We start from the raw sequence: 24,354 nt of genomic DNA, 5'->3' as shown, positions 1-24,354 counted from the left end.
CATGAACCCCCTCACCGACATCACCCAACCCGACCTCGCCCTAGCGCTGCAGCGCGCGCTGGACAACAAGACCAAGCCCATGGGCTCGCTGGGCCGCCTCGAAGCCCTGGCGCAGCGCATCGGCCTGATCCTCGGCACCGAGCGGCCCGAGCTGCGCGCGCCGCAGATGCTGGTGTGCGCGGCCGACCACGGCCTGGCCGCGCGCGGCGTCTCGGCTTTTCCGAGCGACGTGACCTGGCAGATGGTGGAGAACTTCCTGGCCGGTGGCGCGGCGGTGAGCGTGCTCGCGCGCCAGCACGGCATCGGCCTGAACGTGGTGGACTGCGGCGTGCGGCACGACTTCGCGGCGCGCGAGGGTCTGTTCATCCGCAAGGTCGCGCCCGGCACGGCCGACGCGCTCGAAGGCCCGGCCATGAGCGCGGCCCAATGCGCGCAAGCCATCGAGAACGGGCGCGAGGTGCTGCGCGGCCTGCCGGGCAACGCGCTGCTGCTCGGCGAGATGGGCATCGGCAACACCTCGGCGGCGTCGATGCTGCTCGCGCGCCTGGCCAGGCTGGACGTGGCCGACGTCACCGGCGCGGGCACCGGCCTGGACGCGGCGGCGGTGCAGCGCAAGATCGGCATCCTGCGCGAGGTGCTGGCGCGCCATGCCGAGGCCACCGCGCCGCTGGACGCGCTGGCCGCCTTCGGCGGTTTCGAGATCGCCACGCTCACCGGCGCGGTGCTGCAGGCGGCCGAAGAACGGCGCGTGATCCTGGTCGACGGTTTCATCGCCACCGCCGCCGTGCTGGTGGCCGCGCACCTGCAGCCGAACGTGCTGCAGCGCTGCGTGTTCGCGCACTGCTCGGGCGAGCGCGGCCACGCGCTGATGCTCGCGCACCTCAAGGCCGTGCCGCTGCTCGACCTGGGCCTGCGCCTGGGCGAAGGCTCGGGCGCCGCGCTGGCCTGGCCGCTGCTCGTGAGCGCCTGCGCGCTGCTGCGCGAGATGGCCAGCTTCGAATCGGCCGGCGTCTCGCGCCAGGACGAAACCACGCCCGCGCGCCATTGACATGACCGCTTTCGCGCGCCACTTCCTGCTCGCCTTGCAGTTCTTCACCCGCATCCCGGTCACGGGGCGGCTGGCCGCCTGGGTGGGCTTCAGCCCGGCCATGTTGCGCGCCAGCGCGGCGCATTTCCCCGGCGTGGGCTGGGTGGTGGGCGGGCTCACGGCGGGGGTGCTCTGGGGCCTGCTCGCGCTGCTGCCGCCGGTGCCTGCCGCGCTGTGGGTGGCGGTGGTGCTCAGCACCGTGTTCAGCGTGATGCTCACCGGCGCCTTCCACGAGGACGGCCTGGCGGACCTGGCCGACGGCCTGGGCGGCAGCGCGCAGCGCGAACGCGCGCTGGAGATCATGAAAGACTCGCGCATCGGCAGCTACGGCGCCATCGCGCTGGTGCTGGTGCTGCTCACCAAGGTGGCGCTGCTCGCGCTGCTGGCCCAAGGCAGCGGCTGGCTGGCGGTGGTGGCGCTGTTCGCGGCGCACGTCACCTCGCGCACCATGCCCTTGCTGGTCATCCGAACGCTGCCGCACGTGGGGGACACGCCGCAGTCCAAGAGCAAGCCGCTGGCCGAGAGCCTGTCCAACGCCGGCCTGTTCGCCGGCCTGCTCTGGTGGGCGCTGGCGATGGCGCTGGCGGGGTGGCTGCTGCCGGGCGCGCCCTGGGGGCCTGCCGTGCTGGGGGCCTTGGTCGGCCTGGCCTGGATGTGGCGCCTGCTGCAGCGCCGCCTGCAGGGGTTCACCGGCGACGGCCTGGGCGCCACGCAGCAGGTGTGCGAGCTGCTGTTCTACCTGGGGCTGGCTTTGGCGCTGCCGGTGCTCGCATGAAGCTCTGGCTGCTGCGGCACGCCCCGGTGATGCTGGGCCCGGGCTTGTGCTACGGGTCGAGCGACGTGCCGGCCCATGCCGCGCTCACGCGCGAAGCGGCCATGGCGGTCTCGCCCCTGCTGCCGCCGGGCACGCCGGTGTGGGTGTCGGGCCTGTTGCGCGCGCAACAGCTCGCGGCCGCGCTGCAGGCCGAGCGCAGCGACCTGGGCGCCGCGCGCATCGACACACGGCTCAACGAAATGGACTTCGGTGTCTGGGAGCTGCAGCGCTGGGACGCCGTGCCACCCGAGGCCTTCGACGCCTGGATGGCCGACTTCGCGCACCACCGCTTCGGCGGTGTCGAGAGCACGCAGATGCTGCTCTACCGCGTGGCCGCCGCGCTGGGCGAACTGCGACCCGCCACCAGCACCGACGTGCTCTGGATCACGCACGCCGGCGTGATCCGCGCGGTGCGGCACATCCTCGACAGTGGCGGTGTGCACATCCGCGAAGCGGCCGAGTGGCCCAAGGACGCGCCCGAGCCGGGCGGGTGGGTGACGGTCGAGCTCTGAGCGTCCCCGTGTGCCGTTCTCGGTGTTTGAATGTGTTGCGTCCTTCTGACGCCGCAGCCCCGTCTGCAGAGACTCCCACGACGCATGCCCATTCACGCGTTGCTGCAGGTTGATGTTTTTTGGCGTCGAGTTTCTGGTTTGAAGGAACGGGTTGCGCATTCCGCGAGAGATACGACTGCGCTGTGGATGTCAATCCAGTGAAGTCCGACCTTGGATGAATCGTTGAGGGTGGCCGAGCATGCGTCGCCATCTCAACGAGAACATTCAGGAGGACTGCCATGACCCCATCGACCCCCCGGCGTGGGCTGACGATCCGAAGCGCGGCGATTCCCGAGGTGAACGGTGTTCCCTTGCTGGAGCCCCTGAAGCTCGAAGGCGAGGAGGGCCTCAACACGCTGTTCGAGTACCGGCTGGTGCTGCAGAGCGCGGAAGGCGGTGGTGGGAATCATCTCGACCTCAACCGCTTCATCGGCCGAGAGCTGACCTGCTGCCTCGAACTCGAAGGCCAGGGCAGCTTCGTGCCCGGGGTGCCCGGGGGCGCCGGGGCCAACCAGGGCGCGGGGGTGCGGGAGATCTCGGGCCTGATCACCGAAGCCCGGTACATCGGCGAGTCCGGGCGCCACGCCTTGGTGGAGTTCACCCTTCGGCCCTGGCTGCACCTGGCCACGCTGAGCACCGACTGCAAGGTCTTCCAGGACCAGAGCCCGGTGGAGATCATCGAGGCGGTGCTGGGGGAGTACCCGTTCGCGGCGGACAAGCGCCTGATCGAGCGCTACCCCCGGCGCGACTACACGGTGCAGTACAACGAGAGCGACTACGAATTCGTCAGCCGCCTGATGCAGGAATGGGGCATCAACCACCACTTCGAGCACAGTGGCGGGGTGCACCGGCTGATCTGGAGCGACCACAACGGCGCGTTCCAGGCGGTGCAGCCCGGGCTGGAGCCCGGAGCCAGTGCGCCACCTGCCGCCCCTGCGCAGCGTTCACGACCACGAGGGCACCACCACCTTGCCCGGGCCACGGGCCTTCGTGTACGCCCAGGGCTGGTACACCGAGCAGGACCGTCAGCCCCACGCGGGGAGGCCTCATCGCCATGCGCGCCAGGTGCAGGGCGACTATTACAAGGTGGGCCTCTCGCTCATGGTGGACATGGCCGAGCGGCACACCACCACGCAGTACCCGGACAAGCTCAAAACCGACATGCAGGCGCACACCCCCGAGGTGGCCCAGGTGCAGCAACAGCTGCGCGCTTTCACCAAAGACAACGCCTTTGTGCCGTGCAAGCCGGCGCAGCAGAGCTGGGGGCTGGAGGCGAACCTGGGTACCGAGCAGGCCAGGGCCTTCCGGCGCCGGTATCTACACCTCTCGTTCAGCGACCGCATCGGCATGGCGCCTCGCTACACCAACGGCAACGAACTGGAGCGCCGCCATGTCTTCGGTTGATCCCTCGCCCGTTCTCTCGCTCGCCCTCACTCGCCGACGCTGGCTGACCCAGGCCGGCGCGCTCGGCGTGGGCCTGACCACCGGCTCCGCTCAAGCCCAATTCTTCAAAGTGCTCTTCATGCGAAACGCTACCCCCGAGACCGCCACCATGAAATGGGATATCTCGTTTTGCCGCTATGGCATTGACATCGCTCCCAGGGAGAGTGGAACCATCAGGACGCTATGGAACGACAACTGGATGAAGGATGCGGAGGGGCAGTTGGTGGCCGAGTTCTACAGCGGTTTTGGCGCGGCCTGGGGGGCTGGGGGTACCGGCATGGGGGGCACCAACTCTGAGGGCGCACGCCTGCCCAAGACCCTGCGGCTCAAGTACTACGACTACCTGGATGACCGCTTCTATCAGCTGGATGCCGAGCTGCCGTTGCGCCGCCTGTTCGATTTGTTCGTCCAGGCACCTCAGATCATCGACAAAGACGTCACCTATGGCAAGGTCCGGCCGCGCTACGACGACGTGCGCATTGGCATCGCCCCAGACGGCCATGTGATGCTCTGGGCCGCTGGCCTGGGCAGTCAGGTGGAGCTAGCGCAGTACCGGGCCGTGGTGTTGCCGGACATGACCCGTCAGAGCTACAACAACAGCTTGCCGGGCGGCACTTTCACACTGGCCGAAGACCGCTGGATCGGCCTGGGCCGCATGAGCGCGAAAACGCACGAGCGCGTGAAGGCCGGCTGGCGGCCCGATGCCATGTGGTACATGCGGCACATCCGCGTGAAGTTCCCGTGGCGGCACGTGATGACGGGCAATGTGTCGCGCGTGACCGAGCTGGAGAGTTACCAGGGCAATGCCGAGGCCGAGACGGTGGGCCAATGGGAGATCGCACCTACACCCAGATCAACCGTATGCGCGGCATTCCTGACACGGCCAAGTTCTGGTTTCACGATCTGCAGGGCAAGCGGCACCATTTGTGGTTGAGCTTCTCCCTGCGCGAGCGGGCGGTGAGCGAATCCGACCTGAGCGAAGTGCGAGCGGCGTTCGACGAGCTGTTCCCGAAGCGCACGCTGGAGGACAACGACTACCTGCCGGGCGAAGCCGACATGGCGCGGGTGGAGGTGCACGTGAGTGACGATTTCCGGCGGTTCACGGCAACCCTGGTCAAGGGCGACGTGCGCCTGCCGCTGCCGGTGGGCAAGACGCAGCACTTCGAGTTGGAGCCGTTCACCCACTGGCCGGGCAACAAGACCGAGGAGATTACGCCCGAGGAGCGGCGCCTGTTCCAGTACGGGCCGCAGGTGTGAATGGTGGGCTTCCCGCTTACAACCCCAGCCAGCCCAGCAGCTCGCGCAGCTTCTTCTCGGCGCTGGTGTCGAAGGCCTGGATGCCCACGCTCTTGAGCACGGCCTGGCCGGCCTCGGAGTCGGGCAGGGCGCGCAGGGCCTTCTGCATGGCATCGATCTGGGCCGGGGTGAACTCGCGGTCCACGATCAGCGGAAAGTAGGGCTGCGACACGCTGGTGTGCAGCACGCGGTGGCCCGTCTTGTCCAGCGACTTGGCCACGCCCGAGTACGAGGCCACGCCGCCCACGTCGGCGAACTTGTTGGTGAGGTAGAACGGCACCGCGCCCTGTTCGCGCACGCGCTGCACGTTCTCCTTGGCGATGTCGATACCCGCGTCGCGCAGGGCCGAGGCGCAGAACTTGGCCATGTAGGCCGCCGGCTCGGGCAGCACCAAGCGCTTGCCCTTGATGTCCGCCACCGTCTTGTAGGCCGACTCCTTGGGCACGACGATCAGGCACTGCCCATCGGGCTTGGCCGAGGCCACGTACTGGTAGCCGTAGTCGCGCATGCCACGCGCCGGGAAATCGCTCGGGCGCGCCATCGCCAGGGCGAAGCGCCGCTCCTTCATGCCTTCCTCGAGCGAGGAGAACTCGCGGATGAACACCACGTTCACCTTCTGGTTGATGCTCTTGCCGATGACATCGGCCAGGCCCTGGTACTTGGCGATCACGCGCGCGTGGTCGGTGCCGCCGGACGTGCCTTCGCTGATGGCCAGGATCAGGTCTTTGGCATGGGCCGCTGTGCCCACGCAAAACGACAGGGCCAGCGCGGTGCGCACAAACAATGCTTTCATTCTGATATTCCCCCGGATGGAAGGTTGCCATCCTAGATGCACCAAAGGCGTGCGTCCCGGTGCGGCGACGAACGTGGCTTTCCAAGCGCCTGGAGGTGGCGCCCGGGGCGGCTCAGAGCGACGTGGTTTTGTCCTTGAAATCGCAACAGGCGATCACCGCGCAGCGCGGGCACAGCGGCTTGCGCGCCTGGCACACGTAGCGCCCGTGAAGGATCAGCCAGTGGTGCGAGTCCACCGCGTAGGCGGGCGGCACGCGCTTCATCAGCTGCAGTTCCACCGCCAGCGGCGTCTTGCCCGGCGCCAGGCCGGTGCGGTTGCTCACGCGGAAGATGTGCGTGTCCACCGCCATGGTGGGTTCGCCGAAGGCCACGTTGAGCACCACGTTGGCCGTCTTGCGGCCCACGCCGGGCAGGGCCTCGAGCGCCTCGCGCGTGCCGGGCACCTCGCCGCCGTGCTGTTCCACCAGCATGCGGCAGGTTTGCATCAGGTGTTTGGCCTTGCTGCGGTACAGGCCGATGGTCTTGATGTAGCCCTCCAGCCCTTCCAGCCCCAGGTCGAGGATGGCCTGCGGCGTGTTCGCCACCGGAAACAGCTTGCGCGTGGCCTTGTTGACGCCCACGTCGGTCGCCTGCGCCGAGAGCAGCACGGCGGCGAGCAGCTCGAACACGCTGGTGTACTCCAGCTCGGTCTGCGGGGTGGGGTTGGCGGCCTGGAGCGTGGCGAAAAAAGCTTCGATCTGGGTGGGCGTCATGGGCTGGGATTCTCGCTCAGCTCAGCCGCGCTCGGCCTCGGCGCGCAGCCAGTTCGCGAAGTCCAGCGCGTCGGGGTTGTCGTGCGCGTGCTCCGCCACTTCCACGTAATACCCCCGGCGCGTGGCCGCGCCGCCGCTGCGGAAGGGCGCGACCAGTTGCTTCTTGTCCAGCAGCGACTGCAGCAGCGGCAACCGGCCGATCACCACCCCTTGGCCGGCCACGGCGGCGGCCACCGCGTCGGCGTACTGGGTGAAGTGCATGGCGTTCTTCATGCGCATGTCCTGCAGGCCCATCACCTGGAACCAGGGGTCCCAGTCCGAGGTGATGGCGTGGCCGGCGGGTCTTTCCACGGTCAGCAGCGTGTGGTGGGCCAGGTCGGCGGGCTGGCGCAGCGGCGCGCCCGGCTGGCGCAGCAGGGCCGGCGCGCACAGGGGCTGCACCACTTCTTCGAACAGCGCCCGCCCGCGGCCAGCGCTGGACGGCACGAAGCGCACCGCCACATCCAGCCGATGGCGCTCCAGGTCCATCATGTCCATCGTGGCGGAGATGCGCACGTCCACCAGGGGATGGTCGGCGGCGAAGCGGGCCAGGCGGGGAATCAGCCAGAGCGAAGCGAAACCCTGTGTGCAGGTCATGGCGACCTGGCGCAGGCGCGGGCCGGGGCGCACGCGCGCCGAGGCGTCGCGCAGCCGCTCCAGCGCATCGCGCGTGGCCCGTTGCATCACCTCGCCGGCTTCGGTCAAGACCAGCGCGCGGTGCCGCCGCTCGAACAGCGGCGTGCCCAGGCTGTCTTCCAGCAGCTGGATCTGCCGGCTCACGGCCGACTGCGTGAGGTTGAGCTCCTGCGCGGCCAGCGTGAAGCTCAGCGTGCGCGCCGCCGCGTCGAAGCAGGGCAGCAGGTCCAGCCGCAGCATCTGCGAGCGCGGCAGCGGGAGCAGTTCGGCGCCGGTTTTCACATTCTTGAATGGCATGCGAAGCATTCGAAATGAACGTTTGTCCAGTATAGGACGGCTCCGTACAGTCATGCACATCCCTGATGCGAAAGGAGTGTTCCATGACAACCGACACCTTGACCGTGGACCTGAACATGCCCCACCGGGCCGTGAAGGCCATCCCCTCGGGCGCCTTGCGCCTGGTCTGCCGCGAAGGCAGCGTCTGGATCACGCTGGACCACGACCAGCAGGACGTGATCCTCAACGCGGGCGAGCATTTCGTCGCCCAACCGCACCACCGCGTGATCGCCTACGCCCTGCAGACCGCCGTGCTGCGGCTGGAGCCGCTGCCCTGCGCGCGGCGCGCCACCGCCTCGCGCTGGAACTGGCTGCCCCGGCGCCGCGCGCGCGGGTCTGCGCACCGCCTGAGGGCGCCCCACGCCGGTGCGCGAGAATGGAGGCCGTTGTCCATCACGACCTCACGGAAACCGCCACCATGCCCTTCACCATCCCCTTCGCCGACCGCCTCAACAACGTCGAAACCTCCGCCATCCGCGAACTCTTCAAGCTGCTGGGCAAGCCCGGCATCATCAGTTTTGCCGGCGGCTTTCCCGACAGCGCGATGTTCGACGTGGACGGGATCCGTGAAGCGGTGAACGCCGCGCTGACCGAAGAGGCCGGAGGCGCGCTGCAATACGGCGCCACCGAGGGCTACCAGCCCCTGCGCGAACAGCTGGCCGCCTTCATGGCCAGCAAGGGCGCGAAGGACGTGGGCGCGAACGACCTCATCGTCACCACCGGCAGCCAGCAGGGCCTGGACCTGCTGGGCAAGACCCTGGTCTCGCCCGGTGACAAGGTCATCGTCGAAGGCCCGACCTTCCTCGCCACCATCCAGTGTTTCCGCCTCTACGGCGCCGAGCTGATCAGCGCGCCGGTGGACGGCGACGGCGTGAAGACCGACGAGCTGGAAAAGCTCATCGCCGAACACAAGCCCAAGTTCGTCTACCTCATCCCCACCTTCGGCAACCCCAGCGGCGGCCTGCTCAGCCTGGAGCGGCGCAAGCGGGTGCTGGAGATGGCGGTGAAGCACGACACGCTGATCGTCGAAGACGATCCATACGGCGACCTCTACTTCGGCGCGGCCCCGCCGCCCAGCCTGCTCGCGCTCAGCCCCAGCGTGCCCGGCAGCCGCGAGCGCCTGGTGCACTGCGGATCCTTGAGCAAGGTGCTCAGCCCCGGTCTGCGCGTGGGCTGGATGGTGGGCCCGGCCGAGCTGCTGGCCAAGGCCACCATGTGCAAGCAGTTCAGCGACGCCCACACCAGCACCTTCGCCCAGGCCACCGCCGCGCAGTACCTCAAGGCCGGCCGCATGCCCGCTACGCTGGACAAGGTGCGCAAGGTCTACGCCGAGCGCGCCACCACCATGGGCAACGCCCTGCGCCGCGAGCTGGGCGACGCGATCGACTTCGTGCAACCCCAGGGCGGCCTGTTCGTCTGGGCCAGCCTCACGGGTGCTGGTGGCAAGGTGAAGGACGGCGGTGAGCTGGCCAAGCGCGCGATCGAAAAAGGCGTGGCCTTCGTGCCTGGCGCGCCGTTCTTCGCGCGCAACCCCGACCACGCGACGCTGCGCCTGTCCTTCGCCACCGTGGGGCTGGAGAAGATCGAGGAAGGGATCGGGCGCCTGGGCCAGGCGGTCTGAGCGGCGTCGTCAGCCAGAGCGCTTCTTGGTGCGGCTCTCGGCCTTGCGGGATTCCAGCCGCTCCGCCTCGGCCACGGCCAGCACTTCTTCCAGTGCCGTGATGGCCAAGGCCATTTCCTGGCGAAAGAGCGGCGCTGCTTGCCTGGCGTTGTGCAGCACGTGCCTGGCGCGCTCCGGGTCGATCTCGCTGCCGTAGCGCCTGCGGCCCACGTGGCGAAAGCCGCGCAGATCATCCAGCAGTTGCTGCAGCGCTTCGCTGATCAAGGCATCGCGTGTCCCGGTGGCGGCCGCGGCGGTCTTGATCAACCTGGCGTGGTAGGCCGGGTCTTGCGCCATGGGCGGGTCCGTCCGCTTGAGGATCGCTTCCAGAATGGTCTCCATGCCGGTATAGACGCTGTTGACCGTGGCGCCGGCCAGCTTGCCGTAAGCCCAGTCCCCTGCGGCGGGGTTCTGAGCTTCCCAGCGCCCGAACTCCTCCAGCTCTTTGTCGAGCTTGGCCATCTCGGCCTCGAAGTCTCTTCTATGCATTCAGGCTGTCCTGTATGCGGGCAAAGGCGTCGGGTCCGATGGTCTCTTCGGCCACGACATCCACCGGGATGGTGAGGCGCTCGGCCAGCGTTTCGGAGACCGCGCGCATGGCCCCCAGCGGCCCGGGGTCGGTGATCAGCAGATCGATGTCGGAGTGGGGCGTGGTCTGGCCTGTTTTCATCGAGCCGAAGAGCCGGACCGTCACGCCTTTTTTCTTCATGGCCGCGATGATTGCGCGCGCCTCTTGCCGACCCAGGCGCAGACGCGCTTCGGCCTGCCGCTGTGTGCCGGCATCAGGTTGGTGGAGCGAGAGCCTGGGGTGGGCCCGCGTCTGCACGTGCATTGGGGGTTCAGGTGCCCTTGGTTTGGCGGGCCTGCCCCGGGGCAGCCTCGGGTCGGCCACATCCGAGGGGATGAGCCACAGGGTCAGCGGCCCCAGGCTGTGCTGGGCGGCGCCCGGGATTCGACCGGTGCGGCACAACTGCCGCACCCGTTCCGCGCTGATCCCATAGGCCTTGGCGTATTCCGCAGGCGAAAGCAGGGAGACGGGCGCACCCGATCCCCCGGAAGAAGGCCGGGCAGAGCGTCGAGCGGAGTGAACGGGAACCATGGCGCATTCTACAAAAAACGTAGACCCCCACAATATTTAATGAACCGCCGCTTGCCCTTCAGATGGACAGGACTTGGGCTTTCATATACTGTACGGAGATACAGTATTTTGAAGCTGCCCATTTTCCCCGCGCATCCATCCCGCCATGCTGCCCGCCGTTTTCTGGCAGGAGGACGATCCGTCCCCGGCCCCCACACCCGTTCGCCCGGTGCCGCCGCCCGCTGGTGGCCTGTCGGCGGCCGTGGCCGCGGCGCTGTGGCGGGGTGACCAGCTCGGCGCGCCGGTCTCGGCGGTGTGGCCCAGCGGCTTCGCCGCGCTGGACGCGCAGTTGCCTGGCGGTGGCTGGCCCGGCCACGGGCTGACCGAAATCCTCACCCCGCACAGCGGCACGCTGGAATGGCGCCTGCTCGGGCCGGCGCTGCGCCAAGTCTGTGCCGCCGGGCAGGCGGTGGTGGTGATCGGCCCGCCGCTGTCGCCGCACCTGCCCGGCCTGCGCTTCGAAGGCCTCGACGAGCGCCAGCTGGTCTGGGTGCAGGCCGACACGGCGGCCGAGCGCCTGTGGTCGGCCGAGCAGCTCATCAAGGCCCAGGCCGGCGGCGCGATCGTCGCCTGGCTGCCGCGGGCGAGGGCAGCGCAGATCCGCCGGCTGCAGGTGCTCGCCACCGGCTTCGAGTCGCCGGTGTTCGTGTGCCGGCCCATGCACGCCCTGGGCGAGTCGTCGGCCGCGCCGCTGCGCGTGCAGGCCTGCGTGGGGGTGGACTGGGAGCTGCAGTTGCGCATCGCCAAGCGCAAGGGCCCGCCGCTGGAGGCCACCCTGCACCTGCCCTCGGTGCCGGGTGGCCTGGCCACCATCCTCCCACCCCGGCTGCGTGAGCCCAGCCGGTGGATGCCCCGAACCGAAGAGAACGAGCATGTTGTGGTCCGCCCTGCTGCCCAGCCCGAGCGCCGGCACAGCCCCGCCCACTGAGGCCGCGCCGCAGCGCGCGCTGGCGACCTGGGCCTTGCAGTTCACGCCCCGCGTAGCCCTGGCCGACGAAGCCGTGCTCATGGAGGTGGCGGCCAGCGCGCGCCTGTTCGGTGGCCGCCGTGCCTTGCGCGAGCGCGTGTGGGGCGAAGCCCGCGAACTCGGCGTGGCGCAGCTGGCCTGGGCGCCCAACGGCCTGGCCGCGCTCGCGCTGGCGCGCGCCGGCATCGAGAACGGTTTCCAACGCCCGCTGGCCGCGCTGCTCGACACCCTGCCCATGGACACGCTGAGCGCCGTGCGGCCGCACCGGCTCACGCTCGAACACATCGGCTGCCGCACGCTGGGCGACGTGCGCGCGCTGCCGCGCAGCGGCCTGGGCCGCCGCTTCGACCAGCTCCTGTTGCAGGCGCTCGACCAGGCCTACGGGACCGCGCCCGAGGCGCACGACTGGGTGGCGCTGCCCGAGCATTTTGAAGAGCGGCTCGAACTCATGGCCCGCGTGGAGCAGGCGCCGGCCCTGCTGTTCGGCGCGCGGCGCCTGCTGCGCGTGCTCAGCGGCTGGCTGGCCGCGCGGCGCGCGGGCGTCACCGCCTTCACGCTGCGCTGGGCACACGACGCGATGCGCGCGCGCGCGGGCGGGCGAGGGCGGCGAGATCACCATCCGCACCGCCGAGCCCACGCGCGACATCGAACACCTCTGCCGCCTGCTGGGTGAGCACCTGGCGCGCGTGAAACTGCTCGCGCCCGTGGGCGACCTGGTGATGGTGCGCACCGAGGTGCGGCCGCTGCATGACGTGAGCGCCTCGCTGTTGCCCGACACCGTGCGCCAGGGCGAGCAACTGGGCCTGGTGCTGGAGCGGCTCTCCGCCCGCCTGGGGCCGCAGCGCGTGCTGCGCCCGGTGCTGTGCGAAGACCACCGCCCCGAATGGATGTGCCGCTGGCAGCCGGCCACGCTGCCCCTGCCGCGCCAGGGCGCGCCCGGCACCGAACTGCCACAGCCCGGCTTCGTGCTGCCCATGCCCTTGCGGTTGGCCGTGCGCGACCACCGGCCGGTCCACCACGACAGCGAACTGGTCATGCTGCTCGGGCCGCAGCGCGTGGAGGGCGGCTGGTGGGACCGCGTCGAAGGCGCCGAGCGCATGCGCAACGTGGTGCGCGACTACTGGGTGGCCCTGTCCCCGCAGGCCGGCGTGCTGTGGGTGTTCCAGACCCGGCTGGACGGCGCGCCCGCCTGGTACCTGCATGGGCACTTCGCCTGAAGGCACCGCCATGAACGCCGATGCCCTTCCCGATTACGCCGAGCTGCGCTGCCTCTCGAACTTCAGCTTCCTGCGCGGCGCCAGCCACCCCGAGGAACTGGTCGAGCGCGCGCAAGCCCTGGGCTACCGCGCCCTGGCCCTGGTGGACGAGTGTTCCCTGGCCGGCGTGGTGCGCGCCCACGTCGCCGCGAAAAAGCACGGCTTCAAGCTGCTGATCGGCAGCCAGTTCCAGGTGCGGTGCGACGCGCCCTTCACCCTGGTCGTGCTGGCCTGCAACCTCAACGGCTACGGCAACCTGTGCGAATTCATCACCCGCCTGCGCCGCAGCGCCCCCAAGGGCACCTACCGGTTGACGGTCGGCGACATCGATGCCGCGGCCCTGGCCGACTGCGTGGTGATCGCCGTGCCCGACCGCCACAGCGACCAGGATCCGATGGACACCATCGCGCGTTGGCTGCTGCAGCACTTCATGGGCCGCTGCTGGCTCGGCGTGGAACAGCTCTGCCGTTTCGACGACGAAATGCGCCTGCACCAGCTGCGCCAGAGCAGCGCGCTCACCGCCGTGCCGCTGGTGGCCGTGGGCGACGTGCGCATGCACGTGCGCTCGCGCAAACCCCTGCACGACGTGCTCACCGCCACGCGCATCGGCAAGCCGCTCACCGAATGCGGCTTCGCGCTGGAGCCCAGCGCCGAGCAGCGCCTGCGCGCGCGCCTCACGCTGGGTCAGCTCTACCCCGCCGACCTGCTGGCCGAAACCCTGGCGGTGGCCGCGCGCTGCGATTTTTCGCTGGACGAACTGCGCTACCAGTACCCGAGCGAGGTGATTCCCGAGGGAGAAACGCCGCAGAGCCACCTGCGCCAGCTGACCGAAGAAGGTGCCCGCAGGCGGTGGCCGCAGGGCACGCCCGAGGCGTTTGCGAAACAGATCGAGCACGAGCTGGAACTCATCGCCTACAAGCGGTACGAGCATTACTTTCTGACGGTGCACGACATCGTGGCCTTCGCCCGCTCGAAAGCCATCCTGTGCCAGGGCCGGGGCTCGGCGGCCAACAGCGTGGTGTGTTACTGCCTGGGCATCACCGAAGTGGACCCGGGGCGCACGGGCCTGCTGTTCGAGCGCTTCATCTCGCGCGAACGCGACGAACCGCCCGACATCGACGTGGACTTCGAGCACGAGCGGCGCGAGGAAGTCATCCAGTACCTGTACGGGAAATACGGCCGCGAGCGCGCCGCGCTCACCGCCACCGTCATCAGCTACCGCCCGCGCAGCGCGCTGCGCGACGTGGGCAAGGCCCTGGGCTTTGCGGAAGGCTCGCTCGATGTGCTGGCCAAACAGTCGCGCTGGTGGGACGGGCACGCGATCGCGCCCGAACGGCTCCAGGAGGCCGGCCTCGACACCGGGCAGCTGAAGGTGCGCCAGCTGCTGGAACTCACCTCCACCCTCATGGGCTTTCCGCGCCACCTCTCGCAGCACACCGGCGGCTTCGTGCTCACGCAGTTGCCGCTCTCGCGCCTGGTGCCGATCGAGAACGCCACCATGAAAGACCGCACCGTGATCGAGTGGGACAAGGACGACCTCGACGCCGTCGGCCTGCTCAAGGTGGACGTGCTCGCGCTGGGCATGCTCACCGCGCTGCGCAAGGCGATGGCCCTGCTCGGTGACAAAGACGGGCGGGCGTTCTGCATGCAGGACATCCCGGACAACGACGGCCCGACCTACGACATGATTTGCGCCGCCGACACCGTGGGCGTGTTCCAGATCGAGAGCCGCGCGCAGATGAGCATGCTGCCGCGCTTGAGGCCACGTTCTTATTACGACCTCGTGATCGAGGTCGCGCTGGTGCGGCCCGGGCCCATCCAGGGTGGGGCGGTGCATCCTTATCTGAACCGGCGGCAGGGCAAGGTACCGGTGAGCTTTCCCGGGCCGGAGGGCGGAAGGGCCTTGAGGGCGGCGTTGGGCCGCACGATGGGCGTGCCCATCTTTCAGGAGCAGTGCATGCAGATCGCCGTGCTCGCGGCCGGCTTCACACCCGGCGAGGCCGACGAATTGCGCCGCGCCATGGCCGCCTGGAAACGCCACGGCAACGTGCAGAAATACGAGCAGCGGCTGATCAAGGGCATGACCGATCGTGACTACGAGCCCGAGTTCGCCAAAAGCATCTTCGAGCAGATCAAAGGTTTCTCCAGCTACGGCTTTCCCGAAAGCCACGCCGCCAGCTTCGCGCTGCTGGTCTATGTGAGCGCGTGGATCAAATGCCACCACCCGGCCGAGTTCCTCACCGCGCTGCTCAACAGCCAGCCGCTGGGTTTCTACACGCCCAGCCAGCTGGTGCAGGACGCGAAACGCCACGGCGTGGTCGTGCGGCCGGTGGACGTGCTGCACAGCGACCGCGACAGCATCCTCGACGCCGATGGCGCGGTGCGCCTGGGCATGCGCCTGGTCAGTGGCATCGGCCAGGAAGCGGCCGAGCGCATCGTGCAGGCGCGCGCGCAACAAGCCTTCCGCAACGCGCAAGACCTCGCGCGCCGCGCCGGCCTGGACCAGCCGCAGATGAAAGCGCTCGCCGCCGCCGACGCCCTCATGGGCCTGAGCGGCCACCGCCGCCAGCAGGTGTGGGACGCCGCCGCGCTGCGCCCGCCACCGGCCTTGCTCAAGGGCGCGCCGGTGGACGAAGCCCCGCTGGCCCTGCCGCCCGCACCCGAAGGCGAAGCCATCGTGTGGGACTACGCCAGCCTGGGCCTCACCCTGCGCCGCCACCCGCTCGCCCTGCTGCGCGAAGAACTCGCGCAACGCCGGCTCATGACCGCCGAACAACTCAAGGACGCGCCCAACGGCCGCCTCGTGCGCCACTGCGGCATCGTCACCCTGCGCCAGCAGCCCGGCACCTCCTCGGGCGTGGTGTTCGTGAGCCTGGAAGACGAAACCGGCGTGGTGCAGGTCATCGTGTGGCAACGCATCCGCGAACGCCAGCGCGCCGTGCTCACCGGCGCGCGCCTGCTGGCCGTGCGTGGCGTGTGGCAGCGCGAGGGCGAGGCGCGCAACCTCATCGCCGGCCACCTCGAAGACCTCACGCCCCTGCTCAACGGCCTGTCCACCGTGAGTCGGGATTTCCATTGAGGCCCATCGGCGCTAGCATCGCCCCCATGAACCTCGACACCTGGCTCATCTACCTGCTGGCCGCCGCCGGCCTGTCCCTCTCGCCCGGCCCCAACGGACTGCTCGCGCTCACGCATGGGGTGCTGCACGGCCAGCGCAAGACGCTGTTCACCATCTTCGGCGGCACGCTGGGCTTCGTGGCGGTCATCGCGCTGTCCATGTTCGGCATCGGCGCGCTGCTGCAGACCTCGCTGGTGTGGCTCACCGCGCTGAAGTGGCTCGGCGGCGCCTACCTCGTGTGGCTGGGCATTCAGGTCTGGCGCTCGCCGCCCGTGGGCGTGCAGCTCACCGAAGGCGACCGGGCCGGGCCGGCGCGCTCAGGCGGCTCGCTGTTCCGGCAGGGGGCCCTGTCCGCCGTCACCAACCCCAAGGGCATCCTGTTCTTCGCGGCCTTCCTGCCGCAGTTCATCGACCCGCACCGCAGCCTGCTGCTGCAGTTCCTGATCATGGCCGGCACCTTCGCTCTGGTCGAGGCCATCACCGAGCTGTTCATCGCCGGCATGGCCGCGCGCATCAGCCCCTGGCTGCGCCGCGTGGGCAAGCGCTTCAACCAGGTCTGCGGCGGCATCTTCGTGGCGATTGGCCTGGCGCTGCCACTGCGCGGCTGAGGGGGCGGCTCAAAAAAACCGCCCCGAAGGGCGGTTCGCGCGATGGGAGAAGCTGTTTAAGCCTTTTCCTTGGCGGCCTTCACAGCACGGTCGTGAACCGCCTTGGCGTCCGCCTTGCACACCTTCTGGGCGTCACCGGCCTGGTCTTCGCATTTTTCCTTGGCGAGGTCGTAGGTGGTGTCCGCCTTGACTTCCTCGAGCTTGCGGGCGTTGCCCAGCGTGGCCTTGTACTTGTGCTCCAGCTCGGCCTTCTCGACCTTTTCCTTGCCCTTGGCTTCGACTTCGCAAATGTCCTTGGCGTTGTCCTTGAGGGCATCGCAGGACTTCTTGGCGGTCTTGTAGTTCATCTCGACGCGGTCTTTAGCCGCGTCGTATTCGGCCTTGGTCATGGCCTGGGCCGATGCGATGGCAGAGGCGGCGCACAGGGTGATGGCGGTGAGTGTCTTGATGTACATGGTTTTAATCTCCTGAGGGTTTCGAGAAACTTCATCTTCGCCCTGCGGCTGCATGCCCTCCGTAGGAAAAGCGCGCCGAGCCATGTAGGAGAAGCAGCAACGCTGGCCCGGCGCGGTCTTTCCATCCTTCGTGATTTTTGCCCTGATATGCCGCTGGCCATCCAGGAAGCGCGGCGAAGGCACCGCACAATGCCACGGCCCGACCGCGTTCCACAGGAGATTCGATGTACCAGGTATTCGACACGGACATGGAGATGTCTTCCATGATCGACAAGGTGTCCTTCCAGTTCAAACAGAAACTGTTCGAACACCCCGCGTTGAACCTGGAAAACATCCAGCGCGCCATCCCCGAAATCAACAAGGATCTCATCTATTTTTCGGGCCACAAGATGAGCAAGGACGAGGACTTCGAGACGGCCATCACCGAGGGGCGCAAAGCCTTGCCGATCGAAAAGATCGTCGAGAACCTCCCGACGTCGAACTCGTACATCATGATCCGGGAGCCGGAAAGCCACCCCGCCTTCCGCGGGCTTCACGACGACCTGGTGAAGGACATCGCCCGGACCGTGAAAGCGCGCGGCCATGGCGTGCCCATCGAGCCCCGCTCCTACATCTTTCTCTCGTCGCCCCACAGCATCACGCCCTTCCATTTCGATCGGGCATCGAATTTCCTGCTGCAGATCGCGGGCTCGAAAGAGGTCACCGTTTTTCCGCCCTTGGACAAGCGCGTCATCACGCAGCCCGAGTACGAGTCGCACATGGAGCGCGAGGTGGGCGCCCTCAAATGGAAGCCCGATTGCGAGGGCCTGGGGGTGTCGTACCACTGCGCACCGGGGGACGCGCTTCATATCCCTTTCCTGGCCGGGCATCACGTGAAAAATGGTCCCGAGGTGTCGGTGACCTTGTCAATTTTCTTCAACGACACCCGAACGCTCAAGCAGCTCAACGCGATGAGGTTCAACCACCGGGTGCGGAAGAAATGGGGGACCTCGCCCATGGCGGTGGGCCAGAGCCATCGCATGGATTCCTTGAAGGCCTTGGCATTTCGAGGGTACGCGCGCTTGACCGCGTAAACGACGATGGGTCCCAGAGGCGCTGCTGTGTTCACCTGGGCATCGCTGGCCCTGGTGGCGCTTCTCGCGGCGTGCGCCACACCGCGCACCACCACCGTCGATTCCCTCGGCATTTCGTTCGTTCGAGTGCCGGCGGGCGAGTTCCTGATGGGCAGCGACGAATCGGTGCAGGCGCTGGCGGCGGCCTATCCCGCCTTGGAGCGGTCCCGCTTCGAGGGCTTGTCGGACGAAGCCCCGGTGCACCGCGTGCGCATCACCAAGCCCTTCGAGATGAGCCGGCACGAGATCACGGTGGGTCAGTTCCGGGCGTTCCTGCGGCGCTCGGGCCATGTGCCCGAATCGATCGCGGACGGCACCGGGGGCTATGGCTACAACCCGGCCTACGACCCCGCCACCAGCCCCCGGCGCGATGCGTTCGAGGGGCGGTCCCCGCGCTACTCCTGGCAGAACCCCGGCTTCGCGCAGGGCGAAGACCACCCGGTGGTGAACGTCACCTGGAACGACGCGGTCGCGCTGGCCCGCTGGCTGTCACAGCAGGAGGGCCGCGCCTACCGCCTGCCGACGGAGGCCGAGTGGGAGTACGCGTGCCGTGCCGGCGGCACGGGCCGCTACCAGCATGGCGACGACCCGGCGGGGCTGATCGGGGTGGGCAACACGTTCGACGAAGACGCTGCCGCGAACTGGCCGGCCTGGCGCGATCGGGCGGTGCCCGGTCGCGATGGCCATGCGTTCACGGCGCCCGTGGGCTCTTACACCGCGAACGCCTTTGGCTTGCACGACATGCATGGCAATGTGTGGGAGTGGGTGTCGGACTGGCACGGGGACGACTACTACGCGCAGTCGCCCGTGGACGACCCGACGGGCCCGGCCGATGGTGTGGTGAAAGTGCGCCGGGGCGGCTCCTGGCACACCTGGCCCTTGTACACGCGGTGCGCGTTCCGCAACTGGAACACGGTGCAGACGCGCTACACGCTGGTGGGCATCCGGCTGGTGCGCGAAGCCGCTCGTTGAGCGGCGCTACTTTCGATCGCCGGCCAGCTGGTCGGTGATGAGCCTCCAGTGCTCAACGCTCACCGGTGTGATCGAGAGCCGGTTGCCGCGCTTGAGCACCACCATGTCGGCCAGTTCGGGCGTGTCGCGCAATTCGGGCAGTCCGATCAGCCGCGTCTTGCGCAGGGCCTGCACGTCCAGCAGCAGCCAGCGCGGCGCGTCGGGTTTCGACGCGGCGTCGAAATAGGGCGACTTCGCGTCGAACTGCGTGGGATCCGGCCGCGTGGTGGAGGCCACGCGCGCGATGCCGACGATGCCCGGTTCGGGGCAGCTGGAGTGGTAGAACAGCACGCCATCGCCGACCTGCATGCCGTCGCGCATGAAGTTGCGGGCCTGGTAGTTGCGCACACCGGTCCAGGGCACGGTGGCTTTCGGGGCGGCGAGCGCGTCGTCGATCGAGCACTCGTCGGGCTCGGATTTCATCAGCCAGTATTGGGTCATGGTGGTGTCCTTTCTCTGCCTCAATGCAGCTTCACCAGCGGTGTCGCCCGCTTCACCAGGAAACGCGCCACCGCCAGCACGCCGGTGCGCAGTGTGCCGAGCACGGCCTGGTGGTGCATCAGGTGCAGGCTCACGTACATCATGCGGGCGAACATGCCTTGCACGTACCAGGTGGAGCGGAACAGGTTGCCCATGAGGTTGCCGACCGAGGTCTGCGTGCCCAGCGAAACCAGCGAGCCGTGGTCCTTGTAGACGTAGGGCCGGGTGCTCGCGGGCCGGTCGTTGGCGCGGCGCAGCAGCGCGTCAACGAGGTAGCTGGCCTGCTGGTGCGCGGCCTGCGCGCGTGGGGGCACGAAGCCGCCATCGGCCGTGGGGCAGGCGGCGCAGTCGCCCAGCGCGTAGAGGTCGGTCTGGCCTTTCACCAGCAGGTTGCCTTCCACCTCCAGCAGGCCGGCGCGGGTGGTGGGCAGGCCGAGCGTGCCCAGCACGTCGGGGGCCTTGATGCCGGCGGCCCAGACCACGATGTCGGCCGCGAACACGCGGCCGGTGGCGTCTTCCACCTGCTCGGGCGTGATGCGCGCGACGCGGCAGTTGGTTTCGATGGTGACGTGGCGTTCGCGCAGCAGCTGCGCGGCGGCGGTGGACACTTTTTCGGGCAGCGGCGCGAGGATGCGGGCCGCGCCTTCGAGCAGGGTGATCTGCACGTCGCGGTGCGGGTCGAGCCGGCGAAAGCCGTAGCGCGAGTGCACCACGCTGGCTTCGCGCAGCTCGGCCGCGAGTTCCACGCCGGTGGCGCCGCCGCCGATGATGACCACGCGCACCTGGGCTTGCGAGCCCGCGCTCTTGCGCAGTTCGGCCGCGGTGAGCAGCTTGAGCATGCGCAGGCGGAAGTGTTCGGCGTCGGCCGGGCGGTTGAGCGAGAGCGTGTGTTCGGCCGCGCCGGGCACGTTGAAGTGGTTGGCCGTGCTGCCGACCGCGATCACCAGCTGGTCGAAGGGCAGGGTGCGCTCGGGGATGAGTTCATCGCCGGTTTCGTCGGTGATGGGCGCCACGGTGAGGGTCTTGCCGGTGGCATCGAGCGCGGTCATGGCGCCGAAGCAGAAGGTGAAGCGGTTGTCGTGCGCGAGCATTTCGTACGACAGGCCTTCCTGGTGGATGTCCAGCGTGCCGGCGGCGACTTCGTGCAGCGAGGGTTTCCAGATGTGGAAGAGCTGCTGGTCGACCAGGGTGACCTGCTCCGCGCCGAGCTTGCGCCCGAGTTTGCAGGCCAGTTCCAGGCCGCCCGCGCCGCCGCCCACGATCACGATTCTTGTGTGCATTCTTTTCGTCCCAGTGGAAGATCGGCTTCCACTGTAGACGACGCGGCCCTCCCTCAGCTTCGCTCGGGCTTGTGGCCGGTCACGAGCACGAACTCGGCCGGCACCGCGTAGCCGGCGCCGCTGCGCCAGGGCGCGAGCGCGTCGAGGTAGCGGGCGCAGGCCCGCGCGCGCGCCTCGTCGCCAAAGCGCGACCAGGCGAGTGCCACCGGGCCGCCGGCGAAGGCGGCGCGGCAGGCTTCGTCGCCGCTGGCGTAGTGAAGGCTGGTGTTCAGGCGTTCGGTCCGCAGCCCGGTCGCGCCAGCCTGGCCGCACAGCCGCGCCAGCGCGTCGCCCTGGCCGAGGCGGAAGAACAGCGGGCAGACTTCGGTGGTCACTTCGGCATCGACGATGGGAAACAGCGCCGACCAGCCGCAGCGCGCTCGCTCGCCCCACACCGCCAATCCCAGGCGGCCCCCCGGGCGCAGCACGCGCACCAGTTCTTTCAGGGCCTGCTCGGGTTCGGGCAGGTACATGAGTCCGAAGGCGCACAGCGCGGCGTCGAGGCTGGCATCGGCCAGCGCCAGCTGTTCGGCGTCCATGCGCTCCCAGCGCATGTGGCGCTGCCCGCTGGCCCGCGCGCGGCGCTCGGCGGCCTGCACCATGCGTTCCGAGAGGTCGACCCCGATCGCCTGGCCCTGCGGCCCCACGCTGTGCGCGGCGCGCAGGGTGACCAGGCCGGTGCCGCAGGCCACATCGAGCACGTGTTCACCGGTTTGCAGCGCCATGCGCTCCAGCAGGCGGGCCTGGGCGGGCGCCAACTGGGCCTGCCACAGCGCCTCGTAGTCGTCCGCGGCCAGGTCCCAGCCGTAGCGCTGCACGCGGCGTTGAAGGCGCGCGTCCATGGTGGGCCCTTTCGTCAGCGGCGGGTGATGACGATTTCGAGGTACTCGCTGGGCACCACCAGCGCGGTGGGCCCGCCCCGGTTGAGGCGGTTGAGCAGTTCGGTGAGGTCGCTCTCCAGCGCCTGGGCCTTGTCGGGTGGCAGCGCGGCGAAGGCCTTGTGCACCGGGCCGTACCAGGTGCGGAACACGTCGATGAAGTGCGCGGCCGAGCGGTAACGGAAATTGAACAGCCGGGGCGTGGCGTCGATCTTCGCGGCGGTGGACCCGAAGAGCTCGCGCAGATGTGCCTCCGTGCCCCAGAGCGAGGGCGGCTGCACGCCGGCCGGTGGTGGCAGCTGGCGCCCCAGGGTCTTGAACAGCTGGCCGATGAAGCCTTCGGGCGTCCAGTTGGCCAGGCCGATGCGCCCGCCGGGGCGGCAGACGCGCGCCATCTCGGCCGCGCTGCGGGCGTGGTCGGGCGCGAACATCACGCCGAAGGTGGAGAGCACCACGTCGAAGCTGGCATCGTCGAAGGGTAGTTCTTCCACGTCGGCGACCTGGAATTGCACGTCCAGCCGCTCGGCCTGCGCGCGTTCGGCGCCGCGTTCGAGCAGGGTGGGCACGTAGTCGGTGGAGGTGACGCGTGCGCCCCGGCGCGCCGCGGCCAGGGTGGCGTTGCCGTTGCCGGCGGCCACGTCGAGCACGCGCTCGTCCCAGCGCAGGTCGCAGGCCTCGGCGAGCGATTCGCCGACGAGCTGCAGGGTGGTGCCGATGACGGCGTAGTCGCCGCTGGCCCAGGCGGCCTGCTGGCGGGTTTTCAGGGCAAGGAAGTCGGTCGGTGCGTTCATGGTGTTTGTCTCGCTGAAGGGTGGCTGGCGTGCGGGCCGCGGTGATCGATGGCCCGGCATGCAGTGGAACGCGAGGGGGGTGCGGTGTCCTGCCCGAGGCGCGCTCAGGGCTGCCCGATCGTCCGGATCTGGCCCGGGGCGCTGGCGCGGCTGACCGCGCGTCCGGAAATGCTGTCCCAGCGTCCGGCCCGGGTGCATGAGCCGACGTGCTGCCTTGGTGCCTGGGGGGAGGGCGCCCATAATGCCTCGGCTCGGAGGTGCACCGTGACGCAACAACACATCGCAGAGGCCCTGCAGCGCGTGCAAGCCGTGCTGCAGCGCCGGCCCGAGACCGGCTTGCACGAGGACGGCCCGGCCACCGCGCGCTGGACCGGTGGCACGCGCGTGGTGGCGCAGCCACGCCAACGGCACGCAGGTGCCTTCCGACATGCCGAACGAACTCGGCGGCACCGGCGATCTGGTGACGCCGGGCTGGCTGTTCCGCGCGGGGCTGGCGTCCTGCGCGACCACCTCCATCGTGATGGCGGCGGCGGCCGAGGGTGTCGAACTCACCAGCCTGGAGGTGAAAGCGACCAGCCGCTCCGACACGCGCGGCCTGCTCGGCATGCGCGATGCCGACGGGCAGGCGGTGAACGCCGGGCCAGGGGATGTGCAGTTGGCCGTGCGCGTGCAGGCGAACGGCGTGCCGCCCGAACGCCTGCGCGCGCTGGTGCAGTCGGCGGTGGGCCGCTCGCCGATTCCCAACGCGTTGCAGGCCGCGACGCCGCTGGCCTTGCGCATCGATGCTGGCTGAGAAGGCATGGACGCCCTGTCCGAAACCCTGCGCGTGGTGCAACTGGTGGGCGCCATCTTTCTCCAGGGCCGCTTCACTGCGCCCTGGTGTTACCAGTCGCCGCGCGCCGACGCGGCCGCGCCGCTGCTGGAGCCGGACGCCGAACGGGTGGTGATCTTTCACCTGGTCACCGAGGGCGAGTGTTTCGTGGAGCTGGACCACCAGCCGCCGGTGCGGCTGGGTGCGGGGGATGTGATCGTGTTCTCGCAGGGCGATGCGCACCGCATGGGATCGGCCCCCGGCCTCACGCCCGCGCCCGCCACGCCGTTGAAGGAGTTGCTGCAGCGCCGGCCCCGGCAGCTGATGTACGGCGGGGGCGGTGCGCCGACCCGGCTGCTGTGCGGCTATCTGGCCTGCGACGCGGGGCTGGCCCGCCTGCTGCTGGCCGGGCTGCCGCCGCTGGTGCGGGTGAACGTGCGCGGATCGAACGCGGGCACCTGGCTGGAAGCCTCGGTGCGCTACGCGCTGGCCGAGGCGCGCTCGCCCCGGCCGGGCGGTGCGGGCGTGTTGTCCAAGCTGGCCGAGGTGCTGTTCATCGAGGTGCTGCGGCTCTACATCAACGAGCAGAGCGCGGGCCGCACCGGCTGGCTCGCGGGCCTGGGCGACCGCGTGGTGGGCGCCGCGCTCAACGCGCTGCACCAGCGCCCGGCGCACGCCTGGACGCTGGAGGAACTCGCGCGCGAGGCGGGCACTTCGCGCTCGGTGCTGGCCGAACGCTTCCAGCACCTGGTGGGCAGCTCGCCCATGCAGTACCTGATCCAGTGGCGCATGATGCTCGCGGCCAACCTGCTGTGCCGCAGCAAGGCACCGCTCTCGCGCATCGCCGAGGACGTGGGCTACCAGACCGACACGGCGTTCATCCGCGCGTTCCGGCGCGAGTACGGCGTGCCACCGGCCACCTGGCGGCGCCGGCGCGCGGCGCAGGAGGAGTTGACCGAACCGACCTGATCGGCGCGGTTTTCCGCCGGGCGCGGTTCTGGCTA

At 69.2% G+C, this 24,354-nt stretch carries 27 protein-coding genes; 17 read left to right on the top strand and 10 right to left on the bottom strand.

What is annotated here, in order from left to right; all coding sequences use genetic code 11:
- Window position 1 precedes the first annotated feature (1 nt).
- The 6 genes from cobT (at window position 2) to ACFJI0_RS13155 (ending at window position 5,152) form a co-directional block, all read left to right on the top strand.
- Window positions 2–1,048 carry a nicotinate-nucleotide--dimethylbenzimidazole phosphoribosyltransferase gene (cobT, locus tag ACFJI0_RS13180; RefSeq protein WP_382325438.1) on the top strand — a complete coding sequence of 349 codons (1,047 nt, stop codon included), beginning with the start codon at window positions 2–4 and terminating at the stop codon, window positions 1,046–1,048.
- Between the two features lies 1 nt (window position 1,049).
- Window positions 1,050–1,862 carry an adenosylcobinamide-GDP ribazoletransferase gene (locus ACFJI0_RS13175; RefSeq protein ID WP_382325436.1) on the top strand — a complete coding sequence of 271 codons (813 nt, stop codon included), beginning with the start codon at window positions 1,050–1,052 and terminating at the stop codon, window positions 1,860–1,862.
- Window positions 1,859–2,413 (top strand): histidine phosphatase family protein, encoded by a 555-nt coding sequence (locus ACFJI0_RS13170; RefSeq protein ID WP_382325434.1) that lies wholly within the window; start codon window positions 1,859–1,861, stop codon window positions 2,411–2,413. Before ACFJI0_RS13175 ends, ACFJI0_RS13170 begins: the two co-directional genes overlap by 4 nt.
- A 278-nt stretch (window positions 2,414–2,691) precedes the next feature.
- Entirely contained in the window at window positions 2,692–3,903 is a 1,212-nt protein-coding gene (locus tag ACFJI0_RS13165; protein ID WP_382325432.1) for a contractile injection system protein, VgrG/Pvc8 family, read from the top strand.
- On the top strand, window positions 3,843–4,829 hold the full coding sequence (locus tag ACFJI0_RS13160; protein ID WP_382325430.1) for a DUF2931 family protein: 987 nt from the start codon (window positions 3,843–3,845) through the stop codon (window positions 4,827–4,829). The genes ACFJI0_RS13165 and ACFJI0_RS13160 overlap by 61 nt, the downstream gene beginning before the upstream one ends.
- Complete coding sequence (locus tag ACFJI0_RS13155) at window positions 4,826–5,152, top strand: hypothetical protein (RefSeq protein WP_382325428.1); 327 nt, start codon at window positions 4,826–4,828, stop codon at window positions 5,150–5,152. The genes ACFJI0_RS13160 and ACFJI0_RS13155 overlap by 4 nt, the downstream gene beginning before the upstream one ends.
- Before the next feature lie 16 nt (window positions 5,153–5,168).
- Here ACFJI0_RS13155 and ACFJI0_RS13150 read toward each other — a convergent pair whose 3' ends face one another.
- From ACFJI0_RS13150 to ACFJI0_RS13140, 3 genes are all read right to left on the bottom strand, one after another.
- Window positions 5,169–5,984: a phosphate/phosphite/phosphonate ABC transporter substrate-binding protein gene (locus ACFJI0_RS13150; protein ID WP_382325426.1), complete on the bottom strand. Its 816-nt coding sequence runs from the start codon at window positions 5,982–5,984 to the stop codon at window positions 5,169–5,171.
- A 112-nt stretch (window positions 5,985–6,096) separates the two neighbouring features.
- A complete protein-coding gene (gene nth / locus ACFJI0_RS13145) occupies window positions 6,097–6,735 on the bottom strand; it encodes an endonuclease III (protein WP_382157082.1) in 639 nt (212 codons plus the stop codon).
- A 21-nt stretch (window positions 6,736–6,756) separates the two neighbouring features.
- Window positions 6,757–7,707 carry a LysR substrate-binding domain-containing protein gene (locus ACFJI0_RS13140; protein ID WP_382157084.1) on the bottom strand — a complete coding sequence of 317 codons (951 nt, stop codon included), beginning with the start codon at window positions 7,705–7,707 and terminating at the stop codon, window positions 6,757–6,759.
- A gap of 65 nt (window positions 7,708–7,772) precedes the next feature.
- Between ACFJI0_RS13140 and ACFJI0_RS13135 the strand changes: the two genes are divergently transcribed.
- Both ACFJI0_RS13135 and ACFJI0_RS13130 read left to right on the top strand, forming a co-directional pair.
- Window positions 7,773–8,324 (top strand): DUF2917 domain-containing protein, encoded by a 552-nt coding sequence (locus ACFJI0_RS13135; protein WP_382325425.1) that lies wholly within the window; start codon window positions 7,773–7,775, stop codon window positions 8,322–8,324.
- Window positions 8,219–9,367 carry a PLP-dependent aminotransferase family protein gene (locus tag ACFJI0_RS13130; RefSeq protein WP_382325635.1) on the top strand — a complete coding sequence of 383 codons (1,149 nt, stop codon included), beginning with the start codon at window positions 8,219–8,221 and terminating at the stop codon, window positions 9,365–9,367. Before ACFJI0_RS13135 ends, ACFJI0_RS13130 begins: the two co-directional genes overlap by 106 nt.
- 9 nt (window positions 9,368–9,376) lie before the next feature.
- Here ACFJI0_RS13130 and ACFJI0_RS13125 read toward each other — a convergent pair whose 3' ends face one another.
- Entirely contained in the window at window positions 9,377–9,868 is a 492-nt protein-coding gene (locus ACFJI0_RS13125) for a hypothetical protein (RefSeq protein WP_382325423.1), read from the bottom strand.
- Between the two features lie 19 nt (window positions 9,869–9,887).
- Window positions 9,888–10,238 (bottom strand): nucleotidyltransferase domain-containing protein, encoded by a 351-nt coding sequence (locus tag ACFJI0_RS13120; RefSeq protein WP_382157089.1) that lies wholly within the window; start codon window positions 10,236–10,238, stop codon window positions 9,888–9,890.
- A 412-nt stretch (window positions 10,239–10,650) separates the two neighbouring features.
- Between ACFJI0_RS13120 and imuA the strand changes: the two genes are divergently transcribed.
- The 5 genes from imuA to ACFJI0_RS13095 are packed head-to-tail and all read left to right on the top strand — an operon-like array spanning window position 10,651 to window position 16,493.
- Window positions 10,651–11,472, top strand: a complete 822-nt coding sequence (gene imuA / locus ACFJI0_RS13115; RefSeq protein WP_382325421.1) for a translesion DNA synthesis-associated protein ImuA — start codon at window positions 10,651–10,653, stop codon at window positions 11,470–11,472.
- Entirely contained in the window at window positions 11,417–12,184 is a 768-nt protein-coding gene (locus ACFJI0_RS13110) for a Y-family DNA polymerase (RefSeq protein WP_382325419.1), read from the top strand. Before imuA ends, ACFJI0_RS13110 begins: the two co-directional genes overlap by 56 nt.
- Before the next feature lie 13 nt (window positions 12,185–12,197).
- Window positions 12,198–12,728, top strand: coding sequence for a hypothetical protein (locus ACFJI0_RS13105; RefSeq protein ID WP_382325417.1), 531 nt, complete (start codon window positions 12,198–12,200; stop codon window positions 12,726–12,728).
- On the top strand, window positions 12,712–15,846 hold the full coding sequence (locus ACFJI0_RS13100; RefSeq protein WP_382325415.1) for an error-prone DNA polymerase: 3,135 nt from the start codon (window positions 12,712–12,714) through the stop codon (window positions 15,844–15,846). Before ACFJI0_RS13105 ends, ACFJI0_RS13100 begins: the two co-directional genes overlap by 17 nt.
- A 26-nt stretch (window positions 15,847–15,872) precedes the next feature.
- Complete coding sequence (locus ACFJI0_RS13095) at window positions 15,873–16,493, top strand: LysE family translocator (RefSeq protein WP_382325413.1); 621 nt, start codon at window positions 15,873–15,875, stop codon at window positions 16,491–16,493.
- A 56-nt stretch (window positions 16,494–16,549) separates the two neighbouring features.
- On the opposite strand, the gene ACFJI0_RS13090 is transcribed toward ACFJI0_RS13095, so the two are convergent.
- Window positions 16,550–16,948: a hypothetical protein gene (locus ACFJI0_RS13090; RefSeq protein WP_382157099.1), complete on the bottom strand. Its 399-nt coding sequence runs from the start codon at window positions 16,946–16,948 to the stop codon at window positions 16,550–16,552.
- Window positions 16,949–17,172: 224 nt separating this feature from the next.
- Here ACFJI0_RS13090 and ACFJI0_RS13085 point away from each other — a divergent pair, with 224 nt between their 5' ends.
- Window positions 17,173–18,021: a cupin-like domain-containing protein gene (locus ACFJI0_RS13085; protein WP_382325411.1), complete on the top strand. Its 849-nt coding sequence runs from the start codon at window positions 17,173–17,175 to the stop codon at window positions 18,019–18,021.
- A 27-nt stretch (window positions 18,022–18,048) separates the two neighbouring features.
- The gene (locus tag ACFJI0_RS13080) at window positions 18,049–19,032 is read left to right on the top strand and encodes a formylglycine-generating enzyme family protein (RefSeq protein WP_382325409.1); all 984 of its coding nucleotides are present in this window, start codon (window positions 18,049–18,051) and stop codon (window positions 19,030–19,032) included.
- A 6-nt stretch (window positions 19,033–19,038) separates the two neighbouring features.
- Here ACFJI0_RS13080 and ACFJI0_RS13075 read toward each other — a convergent pair whose 3' ends face one another.
- From ACFJI0_RS13075 to ACFJI0_RS13060, 4 genes are read right to left on the bottom strand one after another with little or no spacing between them, the layout of a single operon-like run.
- Window positions 19,039–19,512: an EVE domain-containing protein gene (locus tag ACFJI0_RS13075; protein ID WP_382325407.1), complete on the bottom strand. Its 474-nt coding sequence runs from the start codon at window positions 19,510–19,512 to the stop codon at window positions 19,039–19,041.
- A gap of 20 nt (window positions 19,513–19,532) precedes the next feature.
- Window positions 19,533–20,831: an NAD(P)/FAD-dependent oxidoreductase gene (locus ACFJI0_RS13070; RefSeq protein ID WP_382325406.1), complete on the bottom strand. Its 1,299-nt coding sequence runs from the start codon at window positions 20,829–20,831 to the stop codon at window positions 19,533–19,535.
- A gap of 53 nt (window positions 20,832–20,884) precedes the next feature.
- Window positions 20,885–21,712, bottom strand: coding sequence for a class I SAM-dependent methyltransferase (locus tag ACFJI0_RS13065; RefSeq protein ID WP_382325404.1), 828 nt, complete (start codon window positions 21,710–21,712; stop codon window positions 20,885–20,887).
- A 14-nt stretch (window positions 21,713–21,726) separates the two neighbouring features.
- Window positions 21,727–22,539, bottom strand: a complete 813-nt coding sequence (locus ACFJI0_RS13060) for a class I SAM-dependent methyltransferase (RefSeq protein WP_382325402.1) — start codon at window positions 22,537–22,539, stop codon at window positions 21,727–21,729.
- 373 nt (window positions 22,540–22,912) lie between these two features.
- Here ACFJI0_RS13060 and ACFJI0_RS13055 point away from each other — a divergent pair, with 373 nt between their 5' ends.
- Window positions 22,913–23,332 (top strand): OsmC family protein, encoded by a 420-nt coding sequence (locus ACFJI0_RS13055; RefSeq protein WP_382325400.1) that lies wholly within the window; start codon window positions 22,913–22,915, stop codon window positions 23,330–23,332.
- A gap of 6 nt (window positions 23,333–23,338) precedes the next feature.
- Window positions 23,339–24,319 carry an AraC family transcriptional regulator gene (locus tag ACFJI0_RS13050; RefSeq protein WP_382325398.1) on the top strand — a complete coding sequence of 327 codons (981 nt, stop codon included), beginning with the start codon at window positions 23,339–23,341 and terminating at the stop codon, window positions 24,317–24,319.
- Window positions 24,320–24,354: the final 35 nt, after the last annotated feature.

Origin of the sequence: Hydrogenophaga sp. UC242_53 (assembly GCF_042696965.1) — a bacterium.
Classification (GTDB): domain Bacteria; phylum Pseudomonadota; class Gammaproteobacteria; order Burkholderiales; family Burkholderiaceae_C; genus Hydrogenophaga.
Note: the sequence above shows the minus strand (reverse complement) of the source record. Positions and strands in the feature narration are given on the sequence as shown.